This window comes from Endozoicomonas montiporae CL-33, assembly GCF_001583435.1.
GTDB lineage: Bacteria > Pseudomonadota > Gammaproteobacteria > Pseudomonadales > Endozoicomonadaceae > Endozoicomonas_A > Endozoicomonas_A montiporae.
Map to the genome: position 1 here is coordinate 2,174,049 of NZ_CP013251.1, position 25,791 is coordinate 2,199,839.

The window sequence follows — 25,791 nt, forward strand, 5'->3', positions numbered from 1 at the left end:
TGTTACCACTCAATAAAATAATGTTCTTTTCTTTCGGCACACTTCACATAGCAAACCTAAGAAAATAGTTATAGAAAAACAGATTGTAAAGTTTTTCACTTTTAGCAACTTAAAGAATTTATAAAACCTTTTTTAATTCTAAAACAATATTTAAGTTTATTGTTCGCCAACTGTACGATACCGAGCCTTCAGGCTGTGTGTCTGACACTTTTATTTATTTGTGAGAGCTCAAAATCGAGATAATTCAACGAGCATAAAATCCAGACTAGAAGTTGGAGTTGGAATAATGAAACAAGTTCAGGTGTTTAAAAAAACACTGCTTTCTTTGGCCGTGGTATCGGCACTCGGTGGTTATGGGACATATCTACAAGCTGATGATCAGCCTAAGTTCAATCCGGAAACTTTTTTGAACGGTAAGCAAGCTGATTCTGATGAGCAAATGAAAATTTTGCGAGAAATTTCGGATGGACTCAAAACAGACCTTGATAAAAATACCGCTAACTTTGGGATTAAGGCGATTTTCGCCGAAATGCAAAAGAAATCAGTGGATGCAGTCAGCAAGCTTTCTGGATTAGAAACTCAGCTTAAGAGTGCCGAGGCTGCTTTCAACGAGCCTAATGGTTCAGACAATAAGCCGAAACCACAAAACATTAAAGACAGTGAAAAGGCAGAAGTTGATAGGCTAACGGGTGAAGTTGAAACTGCAAAGAAAGAAGTGCAAACAGCCCGGGAAGGCGTTCTTAACTACGTCAAAGCAAATAGAGATGCTTTTGGCCTTAAAGATCTTTTCGCCAAGCAGGATGCAAAGAATGATACTGGTGAAGGTGGAAAAAAACCGCAGGCAGGTCGCAAAGAGCTATATGCTGAGCCGGCTGAGAAAGTTGACTTTGCTGCTGCCCGTAATCCAGCCAAGGCGACAGTCGCTTCTGTAGAAGCGTCGTCGGTCGGTATTGGTGCTTTAGCTCCTAAGGCTAAAGGTGAAGACGATGCAAAATACCAAGAAAAAGTTGATAAAGCACTCAAGCAGCTGAGTGAAATCAAATCAGATGATTTTAAAAAGATGTTTCTGGTAAAAGATCCTGCTGCAAAGGATCCTAAAGCCAAAGCGGACACTGCTCCACAGGTTATCAGGCTTAAGGGTTTCGATTTACGCAATCCAGAGCTTTTTGACGCTTTCATGGCGCGCGTTCAGGCAGAAGTGCCTGAGTTGTTTAATAAAACAGGCGATCCTCAAGACGTCGTTTTCACTGAAAGTACGGTAGAGCTGGATAAGTTCAAAACCAGTGCTGCGAAGCCAATGCCTGGTGTGCACTTTGCAACACCTGAAAAGGCCGTAGCTACCGATCCGTATGGTACCTATGTCATCGCAGACAGCTCTGACGTTTATCAGGAATCAGTTGGTAAAGAAAAGCCGGTTGATACCTTTATTGTGACAGAGAAGTCCTCTTTCCATTCGAAAGAAAGTGTGAATGCTGCCAAGGTTCAGATCAAAGACGCTGAAAATGTGGCTGGCTTCACCGCTGACGCCGACGGTAAGGTGACGGAAACCTACCTGCCATTGGTTGGCAAACCTTATGAAAATACAGAAGTTCGTGCAGAGACCAAAGATGGCAAATCTGGCGATGTCATAGCACGCAAGCGTACCCGTGCTGAAATTCAGTCGAAAAAAGGTATGGTGACCGTTAGTGGTTATCAGGATGTAGAGATTACTTCTTCAAACCTGAAATCTGATGGTCTGGGTGTTCCTGTAACCGAGGGAGGTGCAGGTACCCAGAATATGACCATCAGGGATTCTGAAATCGGTATGAAAGACGGTACGGAAATCGTTGCAGAGAATCTGGTGATTGAAGGCAAGTCCACGATTCAGTCAGTCGTTGCAGCTGCCGCTACATCATCTTCGGATAAGAAAGATGAAAAGGCTGGCAAGCAAGATGCCAAGACTAAAGAAACCGCTGGCCTGACAACAATTCGTGGTGCGAATCAGCAGAAAGAGTTCGAAGTTACCACTATCAATAAAGACGGAGAGAAATCTGTCACTCAAGAGCGGATTGCTGGCGTAGATACCTTCAAGATTGGTAAAGACGCTAAAGTCATGGCTAATGTTGAAAAGTTTGAAGAAGGAACCGTTGACGGTACTTTGATCTCTGATCACATTGGTAGTAAAGATGACAGAATCAACAAGTTGACACTGGGTGAAGGTGCCAAGGTTCTCAGGTATTCACTGGCTGGCAATACTATTCACGGTAGCGATAAACTGGATCTCACCGTGGGTAAGGGCGTAACTGTTATTCATGATGTTGATGGTTTCCATACCATTGTTCTGGATGGCGGTTTGCTGGAAGGTAATCTTGCTGGTCTGGATGCTCATGAAACTGCGTCTGAAAACGAGAAGGCTTTTGAAGGGTCTTCTGTTGACTTGAAATCCGGTGTCTATCAGGGCGGTAATGTGACAAATGTTAAGTCATTTACCATTTCTGGTCCTGTTCATCTTGCTCCTGGCAGTACTAAGCTCTCCAAGATGAAAGATGACGGTACTGGTTTTGAGACGACTGAAACTCGGTCAATTATTATTACTGGCAACGTGGATGTCAGAGGTGGTGCGGAACCTGTCATCTACAAGTCAAAAGATCTAGCGGATGATGTCTCCCCAGTGACTGTCAAAGGTAATGTAACCTTCGAGCAGGGTGCAAAGCTTGGGGTTGCCTTAGACCTTGCAGATGTTAATGAGGCTCGACTCAGTACGCCTTATCTGAAAATTGAGGACGGTAGTGGTGCTGTAGCCCCTGCAGAAGTTGGAAATGGAACCTTGACTTTAAAAGGGAACAACAGGGTCGTACTCAAAAATGATTTGAATCAGAGCAGTGAGCAGGACGTTTACGCACGTCTGAAAGCCATCCATGACAAGGCTAAGGAAGGTGATGTCGTTTATGATCTTGCGGTGGTTAGCTACGAGCATAGGGAAGGAGAGTTTGAGAAGCCCGATAGTGACAACCCACTGTTTGATGTGACAGTGAAAGAGCCTAAGGCTAATGATGGTAGTACCACATACACCATTAGTATGAAGTACAACACTGACCTCAGATCTGCATTGCGATCCAAGGGGTTAAGTACTAATGATTCTGAAGTTGCCAATGCTGCATATCAGTCAGCCATGAATGCACCCAGTACTCAGATTGGTACTGAAATGTTGAAAGCTATCAGTACTGAAGGCTATCAGAGAGTGGCTTCTGAGAACCAGTGGGATCCACATGTAGGCATGGGTATGGCTGCTGTCACAGTGACTCAGAAAGCCAATCAGTCTATCAGCCGTCACCTCAACAGACATCGTACCGGTATTGCCACTGGTGATATGTTTGAGTCGCAAGGCTTCTGGGGTGAGTACTTCCACAGCAGCGGTGAGATGGACGACAAGAAAGATATCCGTGGCTTTGAAAACAAAGTTAACGGTATCAACCTTGGTCTTGATGCCATGCTGAATGAGGAGCTGACCGTTGGTTTTGCCTTCACTTATGGTGATGTTAAAACCGAAACCAACAAATCAGGTCGTGACGCCAGTGGTGATACCTTCATGGGTACTCTCTACACTGGCTGGACCATGAATAACTACTTCTTCGATACCATGTGGACCTATGGTCGCGGCGATATCGACATGAAGCGGAAGACCAGTCAGGGTACTTATAAATCCGATACCAAGAGTGACACCCTGGGTGCCCGCTTGGTGGGTGGTTACAACTACCAGTACAACCAGTGGCTCATCCAGCCTCAGGTAGAGTTTAATTACGTCAAGGTTAAATTCGACGACTTCAAAGAAAAGCAGAGTCAGGGTGCGTTTGCACAGTCTGTGAAACTGGATGACTTTGAAGTGATGGAACTGGGTGCTGGTCTGAAACTGATGGCTGACTTCGATGTTTCCAACGGTGTACTGAAGCCTGAGTTTACCCTGATGGGGTACCACGACTTTAAGGACAAGAAGCCAAAAGTTGAAGGTACTTTCCTGAACGGTGGTGGAACTTATCGCTTAACCGGCAAAGGTCGTGAAGAAAATCGAGTACTGGCCGGTGTTGGCGTGAAGTACGAGATGAACAACAACCTGACTCTGGGTCTGAATTATGACTACAACTGGCAGGATGACTACACTGCCCACGGTATTGTAGCCAGTGTTCGTTATGACTTCTGATTCAGGACTGGTCAATTATGATCAGAGACAATTTTAACCACCAGTGTCTGTAACAAGACCTGAACTTATTGCCCCGCTTTCGCGGGGCTTTTTTTATGCGTCTTCATTGAGTAGTCAGTGTCTCTGAAAAACTATTCAATATTCATAATAAAATCAGCCAATTGCGTTAATAACCGTTGACTCATTACCGTGAAATCTCTATAGTTCGCCTCCGTTGACGCAGGGCGCTCGTAGCTCAGCTGGATAGAGTACCTGGCTACGAACCAGGCGGTCGGAGGTTCGAATCCTCCCGAGCGCGCCAAGTTAACAATTTTGAGATGATCTTTGCTCAAATACAGCGTCCGTAGCTCAGCTGGATAGAGTACCTGGCTACGAACCAGGCGGTCGGAGGTTCGAATCCTCCCGAGCGCGCCATATTAAAAAGCCCTGCTAGTGAATTAGCAGGGCTTTTTTCGTATACGCAATCGATAAAATCCATAGTCTGGTCATCGTCGCTATTTAAAATAGCCTTCTCCTTATTCTGTGAGCTTTAGCTGATTATGCTTCTGATCGTAGTGCCAGTTGTTCGATAGTAACAGCTGCTCAGTAAACCCTTCTGATAAATCATAGTAACTTGTCAATTTCTGCCAGGATGAAAACTGATTACGCAGTTTCATATTAATCAGACTAAGGCTAATGGCTGGCTCCATTTGCTTAAGGCTCTGTTCAGTTAATGACAGGTTATTCATATGGCCACCATATTTTGAGGGTTGACTACCTCTTTCCTGAACTTGATCCGCTCCCAGATGCGTTCATGAATTGCATAAGCGACAGTGTTCACCATTGGTTCAACCAGCGCGATAGCACCACCTACAACAAAGCTACCGGTTAAGGGGTAAGCAACGGCGAAAGCAACAGTAAAATGTGTGACGGCAAAGGTGAATGTTTTCATTTCTCTATCGTCGCTGGGCTTGTGTCTTAGTTGCATGGTATGCGAACAAGTCAGTGCAGTTCTAATTGAGATTGTCTATGCAATCGATAGATAAATGATAATTATTATCATTTGATGTTTGTATAGGTAAATTCCCTGCTTAATACTTGTTGGTTAACGTTCCGGGTCAAGAGAATAGCGGGATGAATCTAGAGCTGGCTTTTTTGCTCTTTACTGAACAAAAACAAAACAGCCCCGGCTGAATGAGCCAGGGCTGTTATCACGTGGCAGGCTTAAAGGCTGGATGTAAACTCAGCCCTCTAGCTCGTTGACATCTTCATCAAAACCGCCTTCCTGAAATTCGTACCACATATCACAATAAAATAGGTATAATATCCTAACTAATTGATTTTAATGGATTAAAATCACCTGATAATCTACAAAAGCACACGATAATACCCTATAAACTCATTGCGATTGCATACTGTTTTGCATACTGCGCCAATTCCAATAATACGACTATGGTGTCATATGACGATTCAATGTTTGAAAAGAAAACGACGCAAAGGAACTGTTTATACCTATCAAGTGACTGTACGACAGCAGCACTTTTCTGCCAGAGAAAGCCTGACTTTTCCTGATAAAGCATCCGGCAGGGCATGGGCAAAGCAAGTTGAAAAAGACATGCTTGAACAAGCCGAAAAAGCTGAGCAAGGTCAGTCCAAATATGAGTCTGCAAAATCCAGAACTGGCGATATAAAGCTTAAAGACTATTTGGCTCGTTATCGTGAGAAGCAGAAGTCCTTACCTGAAGACCAAAGAATCAGCAAAAGGGATATATACGCTATAGAGTTCTGGGAGAGAAGCAGGTTGGGAGAAAAACATTCTAACGAGATTCTTGATTCTGATCTTATCGATTTACTTGATGAACGGATTCAAACGGTAGCCCCTGCCACCAATCATTTGTACGTTTCGGTTTTAAGACGAGCTATCGACTGGCAAAAGCGACTGCGGTTATATTTTCGAAAATTTATCACGGATGAAGTGATGAAAGAGCTTTGGAAAATGAAGCTGATTGGCAAGTCTAAAGAAGATGATACACGACCAACCGAAGATCAGGTTTATCTTTTATATGAGCGATTTTTGAGTGGCTATCAATTTGCTCAAGCCAAGATACCGCATCATCACCTAATGCTGTTCAGTATATACAGCACTTTCCGGGAAGGTGAGATTTGTCGCATCAGGCATAGTGATCTGGATATAGAAAATGGATTCATTATTATTCGGGACAGAAAAGACCCCAAGAAAAAGTATGGCAATCATCATAAGGTGCCGTTGTCGAAGGAGTGCTTGGAGATCATATCGATTCAACCCAAAATTGATGGGGAGGATAGAATATTTCCCTACGTTCCAAACACACTTTCAACTGTGTTCTCTACTAAAACCCGGCTGTTAGGTTGTCCAGAGCTGCGCTTTCACTCTTTTCGTCATGATGGAATATCCCGGTTGTTCGAGCAGAAAATGAGCATTCCCGAAGTAGCCATACGAAGTGGGCATAAGACATGGGATAACCTACGACGCTACACTCATTTGATCCATAAAAACCCACCGGATTTATGGAGCCGCTGTAAAGAAATAGAGAGCGAGTTTTGGTCAGAGCATGAGCCAAAAGGTCGGATGACAAAGGCTATTTACAGAGGTGAAGAAGAGTCTTGATCAAGACTCTATTTCACCTTTTCCCAAACTTTGGTGTACTCCTCATGCCGAGCGTCCAGATACTCTGCCAGATCAGACAGCTTGATCATCAACGGTGATTTTCTACTGCCTGTCATTCTTAAAACAGGCACTGGCAATGACTGTGAAGCGGCAGCTTCTTTTGCTTTTCGCTCACACAAATTAAACAACTCCTCACAAACATCTTCCAGCCTTACATAAGGCTTCTCATAGCGGGCAAACAGCATTAATTCAGTGTTCATGGCATGTCCTTATTTGCAGGCTTGATGGTGGCATTGAATTCTGACTTGAGAGTCTGGATGCGTTCGTCGGTCAGCAAAGATTTGTCTTCAGTGTTTTTTATGTCCGCGGATGTGAAAGCATCCGGGTTTTCGCCGGTCACGAACTCCTGATCATTTTGCTTATGGCGGTAACGAACCCAGAACACAACCAAACTGAAATCCACCGGCGCTGGCCTTGCGGCTATTTTTAACCACACCACTGCAGAGCTGTATTCATTAAGCGCACAGGCAGAAGACGCTTTTCTTGCCATGCAGGGTGCTACCCAAATTGATACCAGTGACACCCTTGACCAACTCGGGCAATTAAATTATCAGTTGAAGGAAGCCAGAGAAGAAGCCAGGCGTCTTGCCAATGCAACGGCAGGCTTCGACCCTACCGGCATCGGAAGCTGGCTGGTCGATACTGCTGCGAATGCCGCCTATGTCAAAGCGCAGTTTTTAGAACAGAAGGTGACTCTGGAATCCCTGTTATCTGGTTATGAAGATGGCACCCTGACAGCTCAGGGACTGGCTTACGCCGGACGAGAAGCAGCTAACTCTCTTGATCTGTTGAATCACCAGGACCTTGATCGACTGACGGATGCCATTGACCAGGCTGAAGACAGTATGGAGCAACTGGGCGACAGTACACGCAGCACATTAGAAAGCATGCAGGATGAACTGGATCAGCTTCAGGGCAAACAGGAATCCATAGAGCAACGCCGGTTTGAAAGTCGCAAAAGGAACCTTGGACAACAACTGAAAGAAGCTCAACAAGACGGCAACGCCCAGTCAGTCAGCGATATCCAGCAAGCACTTAATCTTAATCAGCAAATTTACAGTGAACGACGCAGAAAAATTCAACAGGACAAGCTGGAAGAACGACAGCTTGAGTTTAAAAAACTACCAGCACCACCACCTCCTAAACGTGACTGGCGCAACAGTGAAAAAGTCATCCGTCTGGAATATCCGGGCGGTAACGTCAAAGTCGGCATTCGTCACAGTAATGAATCCAAATTACTCGAAGCCTTAAAGCTGGCAGGATTGAGGTCACTGTAATGACTCTGGACGAAATAGAACTGCCTGATGATTTACTCTGGATCAACGAGTTCAACTGGAACCCGGTAGAGCAAACCACAGACCGAAGCTTGTCCGGTGCGTTGCTGGTGCAGGAACAGAGCCTTCTGCACGGTCGTCCTATCGAACTGTCGGGGAACGATGAGTCTGGTTGGGTGCCAAGATCAACAGTAGAAGCCCTGCTGCTGTTGGCACAGACACCCAACAAAATCATGACCCTGACATTGCCTGATGAGCGAACCTTTACGGTGATTTTTGATCGCAGGAATGGTTCACCGATACAGGCGCAACAAGTGCTGCCTTACGCTTATCCGGATGATGGTTATCAGTATCGATTAACCATTTTGTTTTTAACGGTCAGTCACCAATAATTCGATTCAGAATGAATTGCTCTCCTATACCCATTTTTAAAACATCAGCGTAGGTCAGAGTTCTTTTATTCAGGTCAACTAAGCAGCAAAGATAAAGAGAAAATTTATAATCGGCATGATACATATTCTGACAATAGGTTGAGTGGCTAAAATATTTATGTGAATCCGGTATTTTTGATGTTGTTAAATATTCCATAGCAAAGTAGATCGGTATGGGATAAAAGAGCTCTCGCGAGACAGTGTGGACGTGCTTTTTGTCAGACCACAATTCCATAACGCCATCATCCAGCCCATCAAGTGGTCTGTAATGTACGAGTGTATTCGTCTGTTTCAGGAAATCGAAAAGACTTCGTTGATTGGCAACTTCAGAAAAAACAAACTCCAAAGCAACATCGTAGTTATCTAATACGCTCTTGCATTCCTGTTGGGTTAACGCCCACCCATTAGCAGCAATAAAAATAACGACCCAGCTCAACGTTTTTAGTTGGAACAAGGTACTACTCCTCCATGTCAATTAAAAATTCTGATGTAAAACTGTTCGAAAGCCAACGACTCACCGACGAAGAAGACGGCGGAGGTCGGGCAACCGGAAACGAAGTGATTGACGGCAACGTCAACAACCTGTTTCAGGACATCTCAAGGATAGACCGTACTATCGGGGATGTGGCATTACGTAAGGCTTATGTGGGTATCAGCACCGACAACAACGATGCTTATCTGGGCAGCCACCTGATTCTGACCGAGCCACCCAAAGACGAAAACGTCAGCGTTCTTCTATTCAACACCGATGATCAGACCGACGAGCGCAGCAGTGCCAGAAATCGCATAGAGGCTTATGTGGTTCCGGGCACCTCTGCCAGTTTTGAACTGTTGGGTAATCAGCAGGAGGGGCAACGAAGTATTGCAGGTATTCAGCGGGAAGAAAGCAAGCTTCCAGAGGTGGGCGAGGTCTATCGGTTGTACGACCCCACCACCAAAAAAGAACAGTATGTTCGTTTAACCAACGTTGAAAGCCGTCTGGAAGTGTTCACCTATCAATACGGTAATGACAATTTTGTGGACTTTGAACGCCGTCGAATTGATATGGAAATAAGCTCTGCCCTTGTTTACACCTTTCCCGGAGGGATACCTACCCCCGGAGGCACTCGAATAGCGACAGACACAGAAGGTGTTATCACCGAGAAGACGGTCATACAAAGCACACAAATTGCGGATGCTTCCCGCTATTACGGTATCAAACCCACCAGTGCTGACATTAACAAAGGGGATTTAAGTGTTCGGGTTCAAAGCGTTTATGAATCTCTGGTACCCAGTGCCAGAGTGGAAAGCCCTGTAGTGGATCAGTACGGCGGTTACACCGCCAAACGCATGGTGGCAACATCTTCAGCCATAAGAAGTGTCACACCAAAATTTGTTCATCTGACTGGTAACCAGAGTCGTGCATTTTTACAGACCGGAGCGTTACCGGGAAGCATTACTCTGAGCATGGGCGGAGGAAGCTTTACGGATGATGGCAAAGGGTACATGGCTCACAGTGGGGGCACTAATACGTTTTCAGAGATCACCATCAACTATGAAAACGGAGAAATAAACGCCTATCGAAACAGCGGTTATTTCAGTAGTACTGCTTCAGCAACGTATAAACCTGCCGCTGCCATCGTAGGCTCTGCCATCAGTGGCATGGAAGATGTACCGGCTCAGAATCGTGGTTTTAATTACACCTTCAATTTTGCTGAAGCCAAGCCCAAGCCGGGAACGTTGACCATCAGCTATATGGCTTTGGGAAAGTGGCAGGATGTCAGCGATTCAGGCAGTGGGCAACTGGAAGGTTCCGGCAAAGGGAATATAGATTTTAGCACTGGCAGTGTTGCCGTGACCTTTGATGCAGTTCCAGACCCTGACAGCAAGCTGGTGTTCAGTTATATCACGCAGGCTACTGAAGACATTACCCTTCGTACAGGTTCCTTGCCTGTAGAGCAGTTTGCCTTTCGTCATACCACTGAAAAACCGGGCATCAAACCGGGCAGTGTGATCATTCGTTACCTTGCCAATGACCTGAATAGAACCCTGACGGATCAGGGTAATGGGTTATTATCCGGCGATGGTTCGGGCAGTGTTTACTACGCTTCGGGCGAATTAGGCTTTGTTCTGAATGCCATCCCTGACAATGGCACCGAGATAGAGATTGAATATCAGGAGGGTGAGGTCGCCGGAGGTCAGGTTGAAGTCACAGTTGATCCGGCAGGCTTGATGACGGGAATTATTAATGGTGCGCCTTTGCTTCCCGGCTCGGTTCAGATTCAGTTTGCCGTAGAAAGAGAGTCAGTGACGCATAACGGTGCGTATGTGGGTTTTATAGAGTACACCAGCACCTACAACCGCAATAAAACCTTCAGCGATAATGCTCAGGGTGGATGGCAGAACGGGGCAGGCACCATTGATTACCAGACAGGTGAATTCACGATTCAGGCGACAGAAAATTATACTGTCCGAAAAACCAATGCTTATTCTTACATCCATTCTTTTCAAAGCTGGGGTGTTACAACGAGCCGAACTATTCACACAATGGCCTCTGCCAATGTCACCAAAGCTGAAGTGTATTCCGGTAGCACCGTCACCAGTAAAGCCCAGAGCAACACGCTCAGCCATCTGCCCAATACTGAAGCTTTGCCTTCACCGGAACTGACTATCGACCTGTTACCACTGATCGAAGAACCATTGATACCGGGCAGTCTGATTTTTGAATGGAATGGCGAGTCTTACTTTGATCGTGATGGATTGCTTTATAAAAATATCAGTACTGAAACCAATGCCGGTACGCAGGTAGGCACCATCGACTATACCGGCGGTGTGGCGACCATGACGGTTTATCCGTCCGGTACAGTCGGCAACGCCACCCTGACATCAGCAGCCACCTTCTCCGCTGACTTTAAAACAAACTCTGTCGCCTTTCGTACACCCGGCGCACCCGTGAGAGCAGGCAGTTTGCAACTCACCGCTATTCGAGCCGACAACGCTGATATTCTCACCGGAACAGCCGACTTCAACGGCGACATTAACACCTCTGAAATGCAGGGATACTTTGATGCCACGACAGGCTGGTGCGAGGTGTTTTTCAGGGGTGGTCATTCACCAGAAAACGACCCTATTCAGATTATCCCGCAAAGCGTTCGTTATAACTGTGTCATAGAAACCAGTCTTCCAATGGATGCTGACCTTATTGGACTTGATCCGGTTCGTCTACCTTCGGACGGGCGAGTGCCTATCTACAGACCCGGAGATATTGTAGTTATCAGCCACAAGCAGCAAACTGATGTAGCGACCCCAACAGCAGGGCAGAATGTTGTTCTGGCAAGAGATCATCAGGCAGAGATAACGGTTCAGGATTTTGATGGAAATGATCTTGATCCTGCACAATTCAACGCCGACAAGCAGGCTGGCACTCTGACCTTTGCCGATCCATTACAGCTTCAGGACATCGAGGGCAACAACCTAACTGCACCCTTTACCATCACCGACAGAGTGGAGCATATGAGTGTGGTCAGCGATGCACAGATTAACGGGGAGCTTTCTATCATTGCTCCGGTGCCTTGGGATTTACCGGCAGGTGAAACAACCGTCAGCAGTGCACTGGTCTATGGCGACTTACAAGCGAGAGTCCATCACTTCTTCAGTCAGAAGGTCTGGGATAACGGCAATCCTAACTGGACGGACGAGCGCAACGAGGACAACACCACAGCTCAATACAACACCATTAACTACCCAATACAGGTAGCCAACCGTGGAGCTATCTATGGCAAGTGGGCACTGATTTTTACCAGCGGTGCCAGCTTTCAGGTGGTAGAGGAAAAACTGGGTATCATCGAAACCGGTAATACTGCCACCAATACAGCACCGATGAACCCGGAAACCGGAACCCCGTATTTTTCTATTCTGGCTGATGGTTGGGGAACGGGCTGGGCAGCGGGTAACGTTGTACGGTTTAACACGGATGGCTGCTTGGCTCCGGTGTGGATTTGCCGAACCGTTCTTTCAGGACAAGGAACGGAATCAGACGACAAGTTTACCCTACAGATCAGAGGGGATGCTGATTAATGAGCGACTTTACTGATCTGGTGAATAGCTTGCACCCTCTGGCATGGTATCGGCTCAACGAAACCGAAGGTAGTTCTTTAAGCGACAGTGCCCGGTTTTATGATGCCACGGCAACAGACATTCAGGTGCAAGAAGCTTTATCCCTGTTTCCCGGTACATACGGTGCCCACTTCAACGGAAACACCTCTCTGGCAACAACAGACATTCACTCTGCACTTCAAATAACAGGAGATATAACCATTGCAGGGCTGATTAAGCCGACAGGTTCAATGACTGGATCAAAGTATTTGATTCATTGCAGTACCAGTGGCGAGTCCATGACTGAGAACTTTTTATGGGGCTTTGGTATTCGGGATGGGAAGTTTCGATGGTTCCATGAAAACAGCTTCGGAACCAACGTGAGCGTTTCAGGCGTGACCTTTGACTTCCAACTAGATACCGAATACTTCTATGCAGCAGTAAGAGATTCAGCCAGCCAAACCATTCACTTCTATATCAATGGCATCCTGCAGGAGTCCATCAGTTACTCTTATAATGCAGACGGTGGAGAAGTGTGCCCTGCGATGATCGGAGGTATAGCTCCGGGAGGCAGTAATTTTGAAGGTCATGCTGCCGAGATAATGCTGTTTGATTACCGGCTGACGACAGAGCAAGTTATGGCACTTTATAACGCCGGGATCAATCAGATTGTTACTCAGCAGTACCAAGTGTCCGGAACGATTTATGAGAACGACTCTCCTTCAGAAAAAGACGTTCTAGCTTGCACTTGGGAAACCGGAGAACTCCTTGCCAGAAGCCGAAGTAATAGTGCAGGTGATTATCATTTGATATGGGATAACTACGACAAGGAGGTTTTAGTGGTAGCTCTGGATGACTGGGGAGCCGAGTGGCAGCCCGATACCCTTTATCAAACTGGTGACATTATCAGACCGACGTATTTTACCGGATACGTTTATGAATGTACGGTATCAGGCACTAGCAACAGCGCTGAACCGCAATGGTGGATAGAAGCTGAAGAACAGCAGGCAGTAGGCACCGCACAATTTAAAGTAAAACCCTTCAATCGACCTCTTGCTCATGCGCCCGTCACTCCAGAGCTGGTGGTGGAAAGTTAAGTGCCTTATTTACCCAGCAATAGTCAGGACTTTCAGTTCACGGCAGATCCTTACCAGCCATCGGCAGACTTCAGCTTTTATCCGCAACAGGGTATTCCTTTTCTAACACCTCCCTCCGTCACCAGTACCTATCAGAGCCAGTGGCAAAAAGGGCAGGTCAAACAGCAGGCACATTATGCACTTTACGGCAGTAGTGTGACGATAAACACGGAACGACAGCAAATTAGTCATCAAGCGATGCCCGTACAAGCCAGAGAAACCGGACTGTTCTGGAGCAAGGTGCCTGATTTGCAAGTTCGCGTACAAAGTCGCCACGGTTATAGCCAAAGTAAAAGCAGTCAAACAAGACAGGAATGGAACCAGCTAACAGCACAGGACGTACAGCCAGAAGTCGTATGGGATCAATCGGTAACGCCAAAGAATATTCAGCCTGAATACCAATGGAAACAAGCCAGAGAATTAGACCGGCAAAAGACAGAACGATTTGATCGGGTCGATGAATACAGTACCGTCATCGAGCAGGAAAAAACAGGTTATACCATTGCTCAGCCCAGCCTTCTGAACTTTGCGTTCAACGGCAAGCGTTACACTCCGGCAATATCTCCCAATGTTTACTTCAGACTGGACAACTCAGCAGTCAACCAAACTATACGACCAACAGACAGTCATCAACGAGCCTCTTACAGCAGTAATCAAACCCAAGATGAAGCCATTGTTATCCCTTGGGGCAAAGGGCATAAGCACACCGACAATGAATACACAGGGAACTATGGCGGGGAAACAAAACCTGAAGACCCGAAAAAGCCAGAACCTATTCAGCCAGATATTAGAGAGAGCTATCTGCTTATGAATACTGTAACCATTGTCACCCTGCCAGACAGAACCCCCATAGAGCTAAAGCAGATAAGCATTAATCTGGATATTGATAGCTTTAGTTGGGAATTTAGCGGTGAACTGTGGGGAGCATCCAGCCTTGCGTTAGTGGAACCCAATCATAATGGGATAAAGCAGATCGAGGTGGATATCAACGGCTGGAAATGGATATTTATGGTCGAGCGTTACACTAGCCAGAGACAGTTAGGGCAGGAACAGTACACAATATACGGAACCAGTCGCACACAATTACTGGCAGCCCCTTACGCACCCCAACGAAGCAAAAGCAGTTCAAGTAATATCAACGCAAAGCAAGCCATTAGTGAAGAATTACAGAACACAGGATTCACGGCTGAATATCCAGACCTCAACGAATATGCAACGCCGGACTGGATTATCCCCGGAGGCACTTTCAGCTATCAGAATGAAACCCCTATGAAAGTCATAGGCGGATTAGCGACAACAGCGGGATCGGTCATTATTCCAGCCAGAGACAGCGATACACTGTTCATTCAGTCAAGATACCCTGCTAGTCCTTGGGCGTGGGATGCAGCAACGATGGACGCTGTTATACCTGCCAGTATGGTCATTAGTTTGAGCGCGAGCTGGCGACCCGAACCACAATACAATGCTGTTTATGTATCCGGTACTCATTCAGGCGTTTCCGTCAATGTGAAACGGACAGGAACAGCAGGGGATAAACCAGCCCCGGATATTCTGGAAGACTGGCTAACCGAAACGCAGGTCAATACAGAACGGGGCAGGAACGAATTGGCCAAAGGAGGGCATCAGAGCGTGATAATGGTAGATATTCCGCTGACCGATACCAACACAGCACCGGGACTCATACAACCGGGACAGTTGGTAGAAGTTATGGATTCTCTTAATGGGCAAAGTGGCAACTGGCGGGCTTTATGCCTGTCTACCAGCATTAGCTTATCAGGTGGGAAGGTAACTCAGAGCATAGAGCTGGAGCGACATTATTTTACAGCCAGCTCATCAGGCAGCCAGTAGAACTTATCAGACCCAACAACCCAGTCAGTGTCCAGTTCAAACTGATCAACATCTGTTACTTTAGCCTTCTGCTCCAGCCATTCTTTAGCCACAGTGTCTAATAGTGAGAAGCGTTTGCAAACCATTTGCACCATTCGTCTGCAAATGTAGCCATAGCACTTTGTTGGAAGTTTCTGCCAGGCGGCATCATAAATCCCCATGGAGTGCCTGATGGTTTTAAAAACAGCGCGTAGTCTGGTGCGGGTTGATGTTTCGTGGAATTCGTCAGGGTATGTCTGTTTGGCAACTTCCAGCCAGTCCTGATAGGACAGAACATAAGGAATAATAATGGTGTTGTTGCTATCCACCAGAATTTTTACAGAACCATCCACAAACGGAATCACTGATTCAAGATTGAAGTTGGCCTTAATCAGAGGGATAAGCCCTCTCTTTTCCAGCATCACCATATTGCGTTTGATGTAGGTTTCCCTCAAGCCTGTCGCCAGCTTTTTTGCCTGAAGACCTTGAATATTATTGAGCAGTAAAGGGTGCGTTTCAGAAATCAGGAAGTCGGTCTTTAATCGGTGAGGGTCTTTTGTTGCCAGTCCGATACACTTTTCATTGAATTGATCTGCCATTTTCTTGTTGCACACCATACCCCTGATCATTCGAAGCTTTTCTTCTTTTTCTTCGAATAACGAGGCATACATGCACTTTTCAAGAAAATGAGGGTTCATTGACTACTCCTTCGCCCAGATATGACAGTCCTGAAGGCTTAGAGCTTTTTGTCGGTATAAAGTTCCTTTTATAACAAACAGTTACCAATGGGGTGGTAAAGCATGGCAACAACCAATATTTGGCAGCAGTTCAAGGCTCTGATTCCTCAAGGAGCCAGAACTGTGGTGATGATAACAGGTAATAATGGGAATGGTACGAGTACGGCGGTTTTGCGGGATGGGACAGCGGTTGTAGTGAAGGGTGAGTCTGTGGGGGCCGGGAAGAAGGCGTTTGTGCAGGATGGGGAAATTAAAGGGGCTGCGCCGGAGTTGGGGCATTATGAGGCAGAGGTTTGAAACTATTCATCCGGAGCTACCAGCCGCCCTTTAAAGGCTGGAATATCAAGATAATCACCCTGATCTTGCTGAAGCATTAAAGCAGCACATTTCCCTTCTCTTGCAAGATGGTCGAGATCCGTCTCTGAATAAGCAAGATGAACTGACTCATTACAGTGATCGCAGAATCGTTCATTCGGGTTGTCGATTACCTTCAGCTCGCTCCATTCTTTTGGACAGACATAGTCAAAACGACAACGGATTTTATCGACCTCCATTACTTCTTGAGGTTCCCGTTCAGATCGCATAGAAATATGTATACCCCGTGTCATTAGTAACAAGTGACCTTCCGGGCAGAGCTGACGGTTAAAATTCCAGCCCGGCAAGCCCCGGTCATTATCAGCGGTCAGCTTGCTGACATCGTAATAAGTCTGGCAGGTCAAACAGTGTACCTCACCCAACCCATCATCGATCAGTTGATTGGCTATGTACTCAAAGCGATGCCATGTTTTCGGAACAGAAATCGGGTCAGACAGGTTGGGGTTATAGTGCCTGGTTACCCAGTTCAGGATAGCGCCCTCATGGTCATAATGCAGGTGTGGGTTTTCAGATAGCTTTCCTTTCAAGTGTTCTTCCACATCTTTTCTGGAAAAAATGAAGCCACCGCAGGCTTCAGTAGAGTCGATTCCCTGATGGAAAAAGAGTCGTTCCCCACAAGGAGGTGGTATATCTCTTAAACGGGCTTCATCGGCTTGTAGGGAACCATCGTCTAATATTTCGGAAGGATCGATCAGAAACTTGGGTTTGAGAAAAAACAGAGGCCACAACAGTGAAAATACAGTGATACTCGATGCTGCAGTTTTACCTAAACAAGTAACGTATTTATCTCGATTCTAAGCTGCATCTAAAAGTTTAAACTTCCGGGCGTGTGCTTTGAGTGAGTCAGTTGCCTTTTGTTCTCCCAGGTCTCTACCAGCCATATGCCTGCTCGACTCCCGCTTGGGCAAAGTATGCTCTAAGGCTAAGGCCAGAGCCTTAAGCTCGGTATCTGGATCTTCCGATTCAACCACTGATTTCACCGTAGCAAGCAAGGCTTCTGCATTGAGGCGTTCGATCAGACAGCCTGCGGGCATTCCGGCCTGTTTGTTTTTCAGTAGGACGAATTGCTCAGGGTGCAGTAACAGCATGTGTTCGCACAGCAGGCTCAGGATCACGCCGCGCTGCGATCCGTCAGCACCTTGCTGTTTGCTCAACCTGTTCCAGCCACAATGAGCTTTCCAGTCTTGAATGAAAACCTCGACCAACCACCTCAAGGTGTAAATCCTGGCTATGTCGGTATGCCGCCATGACATATCTGAAGCCACCAGATAGCGATAATCCTCTTCACCCTCATACTTCAGGGCAATAACAAAACGTCTTTTCCCATGAGCCTTAACATACAGCCGAGCAGCCAGCATCGTGACCTGCTCTTCTTTGCCACCGCGTATTATGAGTTGAGTTTCAGCGCCTTTCTGGCGCGAAAAGTAAGCTTTGAGAGTCGCTTCCGAGTGGTTTCGGTTGGATACTTTCTGATTCGAGCGCAGTTGGCTGACAACCTGGGCTCCGCCTGTTATTTCCGCAGCCTTATCCATAAAGTCTCCTGTGCCATACAGTGCATCAGCGAGAATTGCTTTGATCGTAATGTTGGGAAACGAATCAACAAATTCTTGCAGCATAACCAGCGTCAACGACTGCATGGTGGGGTAACGAACATGATCTGGCTCAGGACGGTTCGGTCGTTCTTTTTTCTGAATGCCTTGCTTCCTGAGCGCCTTGTCTTTCTTCCTCCATGCAGATAACTCAGGGTCAGGAATATAAAAGCGAAACCCTACTGGAAAGGTAGCTACTTCAGTAACGAGCACCATAAACACCAGTTCCTGCCCATTAAAATAACCACCTGTTGATTTGTCTTTTATCTTATGGGCACCGTCGATTTTTGAAGTCCTTTTAGTGCGCTTTTTTCCTGTATCGTCGATAGCAAGGGTTCCACTTTGTATTCCATAGCGTAGAAGAATATTTCTGACGCTGGCCTGTAGCAGGCTTTGCCATGCAATTTCTGCTTGATAAAACATCCAGCACAGACGGGTCGCTTTGAATCTGCCTAAGCTTCTGCGCTCAAAAGCAGCCCAGTTAATAGTTTTAGTTACCACGATTCCCATGATAAAAACGCCCAGTGCCACTTTCTGGGATCTACTCAACTGCGCAGAGGAATTGATGGACTTGAGCGAATCATTCAAAGCATCCAGAAAGGCAGTGACAACGGGTAATGGGCGAATTAGCAAGATACGACACTTGACGGTTATTAAGTTCCTATGAGATCTTACCTCCAACCTGCTGCTGTGGCTATGATGGAATCTCGCAAGGCTTGAATTCGGAGCTGCAGTAGTAGTCTGCTCTTATGCCACCCTGCCATTTCCTGCTCTCCCTCAAATATCAAAAACTGCAGCATCGAGTGATAGGGAAAGCTACTTCTCGGTACTTTCGGTCATATTGGTCGTATTTAAAAATATAATGCCATCCAAGCCTGAGAGCCGCTAAAAGGGCAGCGGAAAAGTAAATAACCAGAACGGAATAAAATGTACTCATCAGACTCCCAACGATTTCTTCGTCACTCGCTCCAGCTCAAGCTGTTTTTCCGTCTCTCTTCGAACTTGAGTCAGAGGTTTATAAGTCTGTTGAATATTCAGGATATTGCTGCGAGAGTCAAATCGATAGAGTTGCCGAAACAGCCCTTCCAGCTCCTGAATTTCAGTATCAGTGATGTTGTCCCACACTTCGAAATAAGAGAAGTGCGTCCAGTCACCGACTCGTTTCCGCTTGTGTGAAAACAGGCGTTTACGGATTTTACCGTTGGCATCTTTGCCGGACATGCCGATGTAGACGAGGTTGTAGGACTTGCCCTTTTTTTGGTATAGGGCGTAGATGCCTCGCAACTGCATGGGAACTGCATCAAGCTCGGTGATGTGGCGGTATTCCAGAGCTGATTTGATGAAGTGCATGGGGCTTTTCAATGTGATTTCTCTTTAGAGAAGTTCACTATTGATAGCGGAATGTTGTGGAAATTCTGAAGACCCTTGATCAGACCTATAAATCTTTTGACAAGTATTCTTCTGGCGTAAATAATTTCCAACCTGAAATTTTACTCTCAGGTTTTACGACGACGATTGCAAACCTCTCATTTGGCCAAGCGACATCGGCGGTGTAAATAGTATCATTGCTGGATATAGAGTAGCCGATAGTTGGTGGTTGATAACCCTGATCTTGAAGCTTTTTCAATACGCCATAAAGTGCTGGATCTGCGAGTCTCAATATTGAGTCCCAATTTTGCTCGATTACTCCCTGATCACGCCTAAGCTTTGTTATTGTCTGCATTTCTGTGTGACGAACATACATATGCCCATGTTCTTTACGGTGGCAGTCAATACAAAGAGCTAGCAGATTAGAATAATTATTGTTGCCAGGAATGCCATCAATGTGATGAGTATGAAGAAGATTTCTGTGATCATTTAAATCAACATGACAGTGCTCACAGGTGTAGTTTTTAGACTGTCGGTAGCTTGTTGATATTTTACTCCAATTCTTAGGATAATTGCTGTTTGCTGGATTGGCTGCCATACCATTGGGCATAAATGGGAAAAATGAGCTATAGATTGAAAAAAATTCAGCTATATCAAAGGAATCACGTACTTGCCTTCTGATAGAAGTGCTGGAAGCACCTTTGTAGTTCAGCTTTTTTAAGCAGTACATACAGACATTTAACTCAACTTCACCTTCTTTTAACGTTCTGCTCTGCTTACTAGTGCCAAATATTTTAAATAACCCTGTTAACCGATTAGTTGCAATATATCGATCAATAGTGTTTTGTTTTTTTCTTTTTTCCAAGTATTCGCAATAGGTGACATGGAATTTATTTCTACTTTTTAACTCTGATAAAGATTTTTCTATATCCCATGAGTGATTGGGTATGTAGAGAACTACTTGTCGGCCTTCATACTCAAAAGGACCACCTCTTAGTTTGAGATTTGAAGGGTCAGCCTCAATGCCTTGCTCATCGAGTATCACGTCTATCGGGTCAACAGGATTGATTTCATCATTTAATACAAAATCAATCTCATTGGCACCTATTTCATTTGCAATACTTCTTAGCTCCAAAAAATCTACATTTATAGGCATGTCTGATTATTCCGTTAGAATTTTTCTAATTTGTGTTTCAGCATTAGTAACAACTTTAAAATCAACACGCCGAGATCGTTCCCGATCCTCTAAACCATCTTTAGTCAGTATTAGCCTTGATGAAGAGTAGCCTGCGGCAGCCACATTTTTTCTGATCCACTTACGCATGTCAGAATCATCTTCTGTAAAATGAACATAAGTTAAAACTGCATTGGTTCTGTCCTGTGAAAGTTTCATGTTGAAAAAATAAGCATCTTCTTCGCTTGCTCCAACCCAGATAGAGCTGGTGTGTCCTTCTATTCTTATTTCTTCAAGAACACCATGAAATGAGTTCAATGTGGAAAGGAATCTTGGAAAAAGTCACTAAGAATCACCTGAAAGGAATTGGTTAGATTAGATTTCCCCGAGGCAAATAAAATATCCGGGGACTTAAATCGAAATGCAAGTGAGTCTTTGTCAATCTCTGCATCCCACTTGTCAAGATCATCCTTAAATTCGGCCATCAAGCTTTCATAAATGGCAACTTGGTTGCCCTGGTAAGCAACAGCGACCTCTTTAATCTTATCTCGTTCAATGAGTGCAGAACGCATCAAAGCGATAGAGATAAAGAGAAAAACCATCATAAGACCTGCCATGAGGTCGGAGACATTCATCCAATGCTCGCTATCATGATGATTTGACTGGCTGGCAGCTCCGATTATTTTTTTCATTGCTACCTCCTGTCGTTACCGGGAGGGGTATGAGTCACCATCCTGTTATATTCTTCTGTCATCTTGCGGGCAATGCCACCCAATGTACTACCAAGCTTCTCCATGACTCTTGTCAATTCTTGCTGTAATGCATCATCCATTGCTTTAAGCTGAGTATTAACATTCTTTCCGGTCTGCTCCACAACACCTTTAATATGACTTTCTACACCTCCAAGAGTTGTTTCGCTATTATCTTTCAGTGATTGAAGGGCCGCCGTAATTCTTCGCTCAATTTCAGCTTGCAGGTGTTGGCTGCTGTGATCCAAACGCCCTACCATATCTCGGGTTTTGTTGCTGACTTCTGTCGAACCATCCCGTAAGGTTGTGGTAATTGAGTCAGCGTTTACAGTGAGGCTATCAGCCATACTAATGATAGCGGCATTGGTTTGGTTGACGGAGTCTGAAAATTCGGTAGCCCCTTGGGACACAACTCTCTGCATTTCCTGTGCGCCCTGCTGTAATTGCAGTCCTACATCCTCTACCTTTGACTGAATTTCTGGAACTGCTTCGATAGCCCTATCTCGCATACTGACAAAGGCTTCAAGATGGCGCTGAAGTTCTGCGATCTGATGCTGGTTCACTTCCATCACACCTTTAAGCTGATCCATCGACGCAGGAATTTCTCCTGTTTTTTCACTGATAATGGATACAGCTTCTCTTGTGCTGTCAATCGCACTGACACCTTCACCATACTGAACACTCATTTGGTTGAGCTGCTCCATGTACTGCTCCTGCCAGACAACCAGCTTTTTAACGGACTCATCAAGGGCTTTAAAGTTCTCACCAAATTCGGTAGTCAACTTCTGATTAAAGTCTTGTATAACATTATCAAGTGCCTTTATTGCTTGTTCAGTTGCAGATTTGGAAAGTACTTCTGCGAAATTCTCCATTTGGCTCCATAATTTTTCGGCGAATGCTTTTTGATCACTTTCACGTTTAGTTGTTGCCTGTTGAAGATCAAAACGAAGGTTTTTTAACTGACCATTGAGAGAGCCATCTTCATTACCAGAAAGGCTTTCACGTAGCTGGGTAAGGAGGTCGGTCTGGTCGGAAAGCTGACTGTAGATATCCTTTGGCGTGATATCTTCCTTTACATTGTCGGCATCTCGCATGGGTGCAAACTTCCAAGCATCCAGACCCTTAAACACGATAGAGGCAAACAAACCTACCAGGCTGGTGATAAAGGCTGTTTTTAGACCTTCCAGAAGCAGGTTAATACTGGTGTCAATTTGATCAGGTTGGAAATGCAGTAGACCAATAACAATACCGGTAAACGTCCCCAGAATACCCAGCGATGTCATAACATTGGGGGCATGCTCAAGAAATCGGGAGTGCTTTTTCCTACTGGCCTCGTAAACAGCAAGGACAAAAATACCAAGGATCAGGCAGATAAAAATATCTGTCCACAATTCAGATGGGGCTTTGTAAAACAGTTCTTCAAGAAATTTGCCGGGCGACATGAAATTACCTGTAAATATTATTTTTATCTGTAAAGGTAAGATTTTGTAAGCATTGAGGTCAGCGGTTACCCATAAGCTGACCTCTACCTTTGCAAAAGGTTAATGCAGGTATTGCGCTACCTTCAATAATTTATTGCCAAGGCACTTTCAAAAAGACTTTTTGCATCTTCTGACTCATTGACCGCTTTTCGAACAGCGGGATCAGTAAGGTCAAGTACACGCAAAGTGTCTCTTACTTTAGCGATGGATTCAATACGGCGATAAACCCTCGAATGTTCTTCGGCGTAACGTGCCAATCCTTGAAGTTTCGGCAGTGCATCACTGAAATGAGTGCCGTGGGGGTCTACAATATCAGCCACGACCTCGCCGTCATTCTTTTCAGAAAAGAAGATAAAGTCAGGTCGCATGATTTTGTATTCAGAGCTTTCTATGTGCGAAATGCCAAGCGAATCTTGAGTAGGACGAGAAGGGTTGCGATACCATGCTCTAAAATCAGAACGTTTGGTTTCAGTGTCAACCACTTCCTTTTCCCAATCATTCATATCTGCAGGGAATTCGCCCTTGTCATTACACAACATATGTTGCTTATAAGTAGGCAAAGGAGTGACCGTTTCATCAGCCTCCATTACTGCGGTCGCTTCCATCCATGAGTGGGGCTTAACAAGATCAAGGTCTTCAGGCTCTTTACTCATTTCCTTTAACTGACGGTACGCTTCTTGACGTTCATCAGATAAATTCTTGATGTCGATTCGATACGAGTTTAACCACCTTTTTGCCATTTTATCCGCTTCAGCATCAAGATATTCCTGAACATCAGACACCAAACCCATCGCAGCGATATCAGCGTGAGCGTCCATCAGGGCTTCTTCAAGAAGATCTGGGTCAGTATTCTGATAAGCCAGATATTCAGCATAGGTTCTGGATAAATCCGGGCTGAACATTCGTGAAGCCCGACGATAAGCATCTTCTATCACGGCGTAATCGGCGGCTTCGCAAAAGTCATCGAATGACATGTCCTTGCCTTTCAAGTCCGCTCGCAGGCTTTTTCCTTCAACCGTCATGACTGCTTTTCGAGCCGTCGCAATTTCAGCCGAATAGCGGGCGCTGGCAGCATCCAAGACTTTGTGCATCTCTGCATGAGCCAATTTTCCTGCGCCTGCCAACAGACCGTCGGCTGCCAGCTCATGGGCGATGGCAGTTAAACGCTTTACAGGTTTAGCATTACGTTTGGGTAGTGACTGGGACGGTAGAGAGGTTAGCTTGTCCCACACCGATTCTGGCACCGATGGGTTTGGCTTCATCTCTTCTGGATTGATAAGCACGCGGCGCCCCGGCAATGGGCTACCATCACTGCCATCCCCTCCTGTCATCAGGGCTTGAGCCACATCTTCAACTGACTTTTTATCAAAGAAAGGCAACAGGCAGTCTACAGAATTCAGGCGATCATTCCCCGGAATCCTGCGAGCAAGAGGTGTGCGAACCATACGTCCTAATAGCTGGGTAATGTGCGTTTTATCTTTTGCGGGACGAAACGACACCATTACTTCAGCTCTTGGGCAGTCCCAACCTGTGCTGATTGCGTCCTTGGCGATCAGTATCCGAATACCCTTGGCATCCTGCACCCGTTCAGGAGAGATATGAGGAACATGATAACCACCGAATGACTGGCTAGTGTGATCACCAAAAACATGAGCCACCGAGTCTCGTTTAAGATCAGGCCATTGTTGGAAAATTGTATCCAATGCCTGACCAATATCATCAGAATCGGGTTTGTTGGGTACTTGCAGAACCATCAACGGTTCCACAGTCTCAGTGTCTGCTTGTTGTTTGGCGTATTCTGCCCACGCTTCACTGGAAGCTTTTATCTTGTCCGTAGCTCGGCGTACCAGAACAGTATCGAACTGACCGGTTTTTTCTGGAATATCCAGATTGATCGTATCTTTAAGCAGGCCGGAGTCTTGCACTTTGGCAGCGTCTACTTTTACGTCTGGCAGAGTGCTGCGCCCCTTGGCTTCCGCCATCGCTTTTTGAAATCGCTCTACTGTTGCTGAAATACCCCATACAACGGGAACGGCAGGAACGGAACCAGACCCGTTAATCAGGCGCTTTACGATAGTAGATTTGTCATTTTGTGCTTGTCTGGAGGTTTTACCCATGCCTCTGTGTGCTTCGTCCAGTACCAAGTACAAAGTCAGTTCGGGATCTTCAATGGTATTTTGAATGGTATCCCAGATACTGTGCGCTCTCAGGTCTGGTGGCGTTGAGGGAAACAGTTCATCATTTTTACCTTCCGGTTCATGACCGCGAACCAAAAGGCTTTTCTTGCCCAGTTTCTGAGTATTCAGAAAATAAACCTTTCCGGCCTCAAACGTTTCTCGGCTGAAGCTGTTGTCAATCACTTTAAGGTCGCTGGGGTTCAGGCGGTCAGAAGCTTCAAACAGACGAAACCGGGTCTGCTCATTCAAAGACGGATCATCACTGAACCAGAGCACCACAGCGCCAGGATCGGCTTCAAAGTTGAGATCATCGTCGCCATGAAACAGGGCTTCAAAAACAGCCGCAGCCATAACGGTTTTACCGGCACCGGTAGTCGCAGTCAGGGAAAAAGAGTGGATGTCCCTGTCGTCATGCCACCGTTTATGGGCTTTGTGTAGATTGGAGAGTACCTCAGCGACAGCCTCTTCCTGATAGTCTTTTAAGGTAAACTTCATGC

22 protein-coding genes and 2 tRNA genes are annotated in these 25,791 nt (G+C 45.8%); 10 read left to right on the forward strand and 14 right to left on the reverse strand.

Annotation, left to right across the window (positions count from 1 at the left end; genetic code table 11):
• The first annotated feature begins 286 nt into the window (after positions 1 to 286).
• The 3 genes from EZMO1_RS09990 to EZMO1_RS10000 all read left to right on the forward strand — a co-directional run bounded on the left by EZMO1_RS09990 (position 287) and on the right by EZMO1_RS10000 (position 4,591).
• Positions 287 to 4,177 carry an autotransporter outer membrane beta-barrel domain-containing protein gene (locus EZMO1_RS09990; protein ID WP_034873086.1) on the forward strand — a complete coding sequence of 1,297 codons (3,891 nt, stop codon included), beginning with the start codon at positions 287 to 289 and terminating at the stop codon, positions 4,175 to 4,177.
• A gap of 224 nt (positions 4,178 to 4,401) precedes the next feature.
• Positions 4,402 to 4,478, forward strand: a tRNA-Arg gene (locus tag EZMO1_RS09995).
• Between the two features lie 36 nt (positions 4,479 to 4,514).
• A tRNA-Arg gene (locus EZMO1_RS10000) sits at positions 4,515 to 4,591 on the forward strand.
• Positions 4,592 to 4,692: 101 nt separating this feature from the next.
• Here EZMO1_RS10000 and EZMO1_RS28085 read toward each other — a convergent pair.
• Positions 4,693 to 4,905, reverse strand: coding sequence for a DUF4250 family protein (locus tag EZMO1_RS28085; protein ID WP_034873087.1), 213 nt, complete (start codon positions 4,903 to 4,905; stop codon positions 4,693 to 4,695).
• Positions 4,902 to 5,108, reverse strand: a complete 207-nt coding sequence (locus tag EZMO1_RS10010) for a DUF2061 domain-containing protein (RefSeq protein ID WP_034873592.1) — start codon at positions 5,106 to 5,108, stop codon at positions 4,902 to 4,904. The genes EZMO1_RS28085 and EZMO1_RS10010 overlap by 4 nt, the downstream gene beginning before the upstream one ends.
• Positions 5,109 to 5,633: 525 nt before the next feature.
• On the opposite strand from EZMO1_RS10010, the gene EZMO1_RS10015 reads away from it, so the two are divergent.
• Entirely contained in the window at positions 5,634 to 6,803 is a 1,170-nt protein-coding gene (locus tag EZMO1_RS10015) for a tyrosine-type recombinase/integrase (protein ID WP_222842219.1), read from the forward strand.
• Between the two features lie 8 nt (positions 6,804 to 6,811).
• On the opposite strand, the gene EZMO1_RS10020 is transcribed toward EZMO1_RS10015, so the two are convergent.
• A complete protein-coding gene (locus tag EZMO1_RS10020; protein ID WP_034873088.1) occupies positions 6,812 to 7,063 on the reverse strand; it encodes a pyocin activator PrtN family protein in 252 nt (83 codons plus the stop codon).
• Complete coding sequence (locus tag EZMO1_RS10025) at positions 7,060 to 7,353, reverse strand: hypothetical protein (RefSeq protein WP_034873089.1); 294 nt, start codon at positions 7,351 to 7,353, stop codon at positions 7,060 to 7,062. The genes EZMO1_RS10020 and EZMO1_RS10025 overlap by 4 nt, the downstream gene beginning before the upstream one ends.
• Here EZMO1_RS10025 and EZMO1_RS10030 point away from each other — a divergent pair.
• On the forward strand, positions 7,352 to 8,140 hold the full coding sequence (locus EZMO1_RS10030) for a hypothetical protein (protein WP_034873090.1): 789 nt from the start codon (positions 7,352 to 7,354) through the stop codon (positions 8,138 to 8,140). The genes EZMO1_RS10025 and EZMO1_RS10030 overlap by 2 nt on opposite strands.
• Positions 8,140 to 8,529, forward strand: a complete 390-nt coding sequence (locus EZMO1_RS10035) for a hypothetical protein (protein WP_034873091.1) — start codon at positions 8,140 to 8,142, stop codon at positions 8,527 to 8,529. The genes EZMO1_RS10030 and EZMO1_RS10035 overlap by 1 nt, the downstream gene beginning before the upstream one ends.
• Here the strand turns inward: EZMO1_RS10035 and EZMO1_RS10040 are convergent.
• The gene (locus tag EZMO1_RS10040) at positions 8,516 to 9,022 is read right to left on the reverse strand and encodes a hypothetical protein (RefSeq protein ID WP_034873092.1); all 507 of its coding nucleotides are present in this window, start codon (positions 9,020 to 9,022) and stop codon (positions 8,516 to 8,518) included. The two genes, EZMO1_RS10035 and EZMO1_RS10040, sit on opposite strands and share 14 nt — an antisense overlap.
• 14 nt (positions 9,023 to 9,036) lie before the next feature.
• Here EZMO1_RS10040 and EZMO1_RS10045 point away from each other — a divergent pair, with 14 nt between their 5' ends.
• The 3 genes from EZMO1_RS10045 to EZMO1_RS10055 are packed head-to-tail and all read left to right on the forward strand — an operon-like array spanning position 9,037 to position 15,626.
• Positions 9,037 to 12,624: a hypothetical protein gene (locus EZMO1_RS10045; RefSeq protein ID WP_034873094.1), complete on the forward strand. Its 3,588-nt coding sequence runs from the start codon at positions 9,037 to 9,039 to the stop codon at positions 12,622 to 12,624.
• Positions 12,624 to 13,739, forward strand: coding sequence for a LamG-like jellyroll fold domain-containing protein (locus EZMO1_RS10050; protein WP_034873095.1), 1,116 nt, complete (start codon positions 12,624 to 12,626; stop codon positions 13,737 to 13,739). Before EZMO1_RS10045 ends, EZMO1_RS10050 begins: the two co-directional genes overlap by 1 nt.
• Entirely contained in the window at positions 13,740 to 15,626 is a 1,887-nt protein-coding gene (locus EZMO1_RS10055; protein ID WP_051789384.1) for a hypothetical protein, read from the forward strand.
• Here EZMO1_RS10055 and EZMO1_RS10060 read toward each other — a convergent pair.
• Positions 15,593 to 16,342, reverse strand: coding sequence for a hypothetical protein (locus EZMO1_RS10060; protein ID WP_034873096.1), 750 nt, complete (start codon positions 16,340 to 16,342; stop codon positions 15,593 to 15,595). The two genes, EZMO1_RS10055 and EZMO1_RS10060, sit on opposite strands and share 34 nt — an antisense overlap.
• Before the next feature lie 102 nt (positions 16,343 to 16,444).
• Here EZMO1_RS10060 and EZMO1_RS10065 point away from each other — a divergent pair, with 102 nt between their 5' ends.
• Complete coding sequence (locus tag EZMO1_RS10065) at positions 16,445 to 16,678, forward strand: hypothetical protein (protein WP_034873097.1); 234 nt, start codon at positions 16,445 to 16,447, stop codon at positions 16,676 to 16,678.
• Positions 16,679 to 16,680: 2 nt separating this feature from the next.
• Here EZMO1_RS10065 and EZMO1_RS10070 read toward each other — a convergent pair whose 3' ends face one another.
• The 8 genes from EZMO1_RS10070 to EZMO1_RS10100 form a co-directional block, all read right to left on the reverse strand.
• On the reverse strand, positions 16,681 to 17,484 hold the full coding sequence (locus EZMO1_RS10070; RefSeq protein ID WP_051789387.1) for a hypothetical protein: 804 nt from the start codon (positions 17,482 to 17,484) through the stop codon (positions 16,681 to 16,683).
• Between the two features lie 66 nt (positions 17,485 to 17,550).
• Complete coding sequence (locus EZMO1_RS10075) at positions 17,551 to 18,978, reverse strand: transposase (RefSeq protein WP_145912468.1); 1,428 nt, start codon at positions 18,976 to 18,978, stop codon at positions 17,551 to 17,553.
• Between the two features lie 303 nt (positions 18,979 to 19,281).
• Positions 19,282 to 19,707, reverse strand: coding sequence for a GIY-YIG nuclease family protein (locus EZMO1_RS10080; protein WP_187300061.1), 426 nt, complete (start codon positions 19,705 to 19,707; stop codon positions 19,282 to 19,284).
• Between the two features lie 73 nt (positions 19,708 to 19,780).
• Positions 19,781 to 20,869 (reverse strand): HNH endonuclease, encoded by a 1,089-nt coding sequence (locus EZMO1_RS10085; protein WP_034873098.1) that lies wholly within the window; start codon positions 20,867 to 20,869, stop codon positions 19,781 to 19,783.
• 6 nt (positions 20,870 to 20,875) lie between these two features.
• Positions 20,876 to 21,205 (reverse strand): OmpA family protein, encoded by a 330-nt coding sequence (locus tag EZMO1_RS27275; protein WP_201772138.1) that lies wholly within the window; start codon positions 21,203 to 21,205, stop codon positions 20,876 to 20,878.
• Entirely contained in the window at positions 21,202 to 21,579 is a 378-nt protein-coding gene (locus tag EZMO1_RS27280) for a hypothetical protein (protein WP_201772139.1), read from the reverse strand. The genes EZMO1_RS27275 and EZMO1_RS27280 overlap by 4 nt, the downstream gene beginning before the upstream one ends.
• Before the next feature lie 2 nt (positions 21,580 to 21,581).
• Positions 21,582 to 23,078, reverse strand: a complete 1,497-nt coding sequence (locus tag EZMO1_RS10095; RefSeq protein ID WP_051789391.1) for a MotA/TolQ/ExbB proton channel family protein — start codon at positions 23,076 to 23,078, stop codon at positions 21,582 to 21,584.
• A gap of 122 nt (positions 23,079 to 23,200) precedes the next feature.
• Entirely contained in the window at positions 23,201 to 25,789 is a 2,589-nt protein-coding gene (locus tag EZMO1_RS10100) for a DEAD/DEAH box helicase (protein ID WP_034873099.1), read from the reverse strand.
• Positions 25,790 to 25,791: the final 2 nt, after the last annotated feature.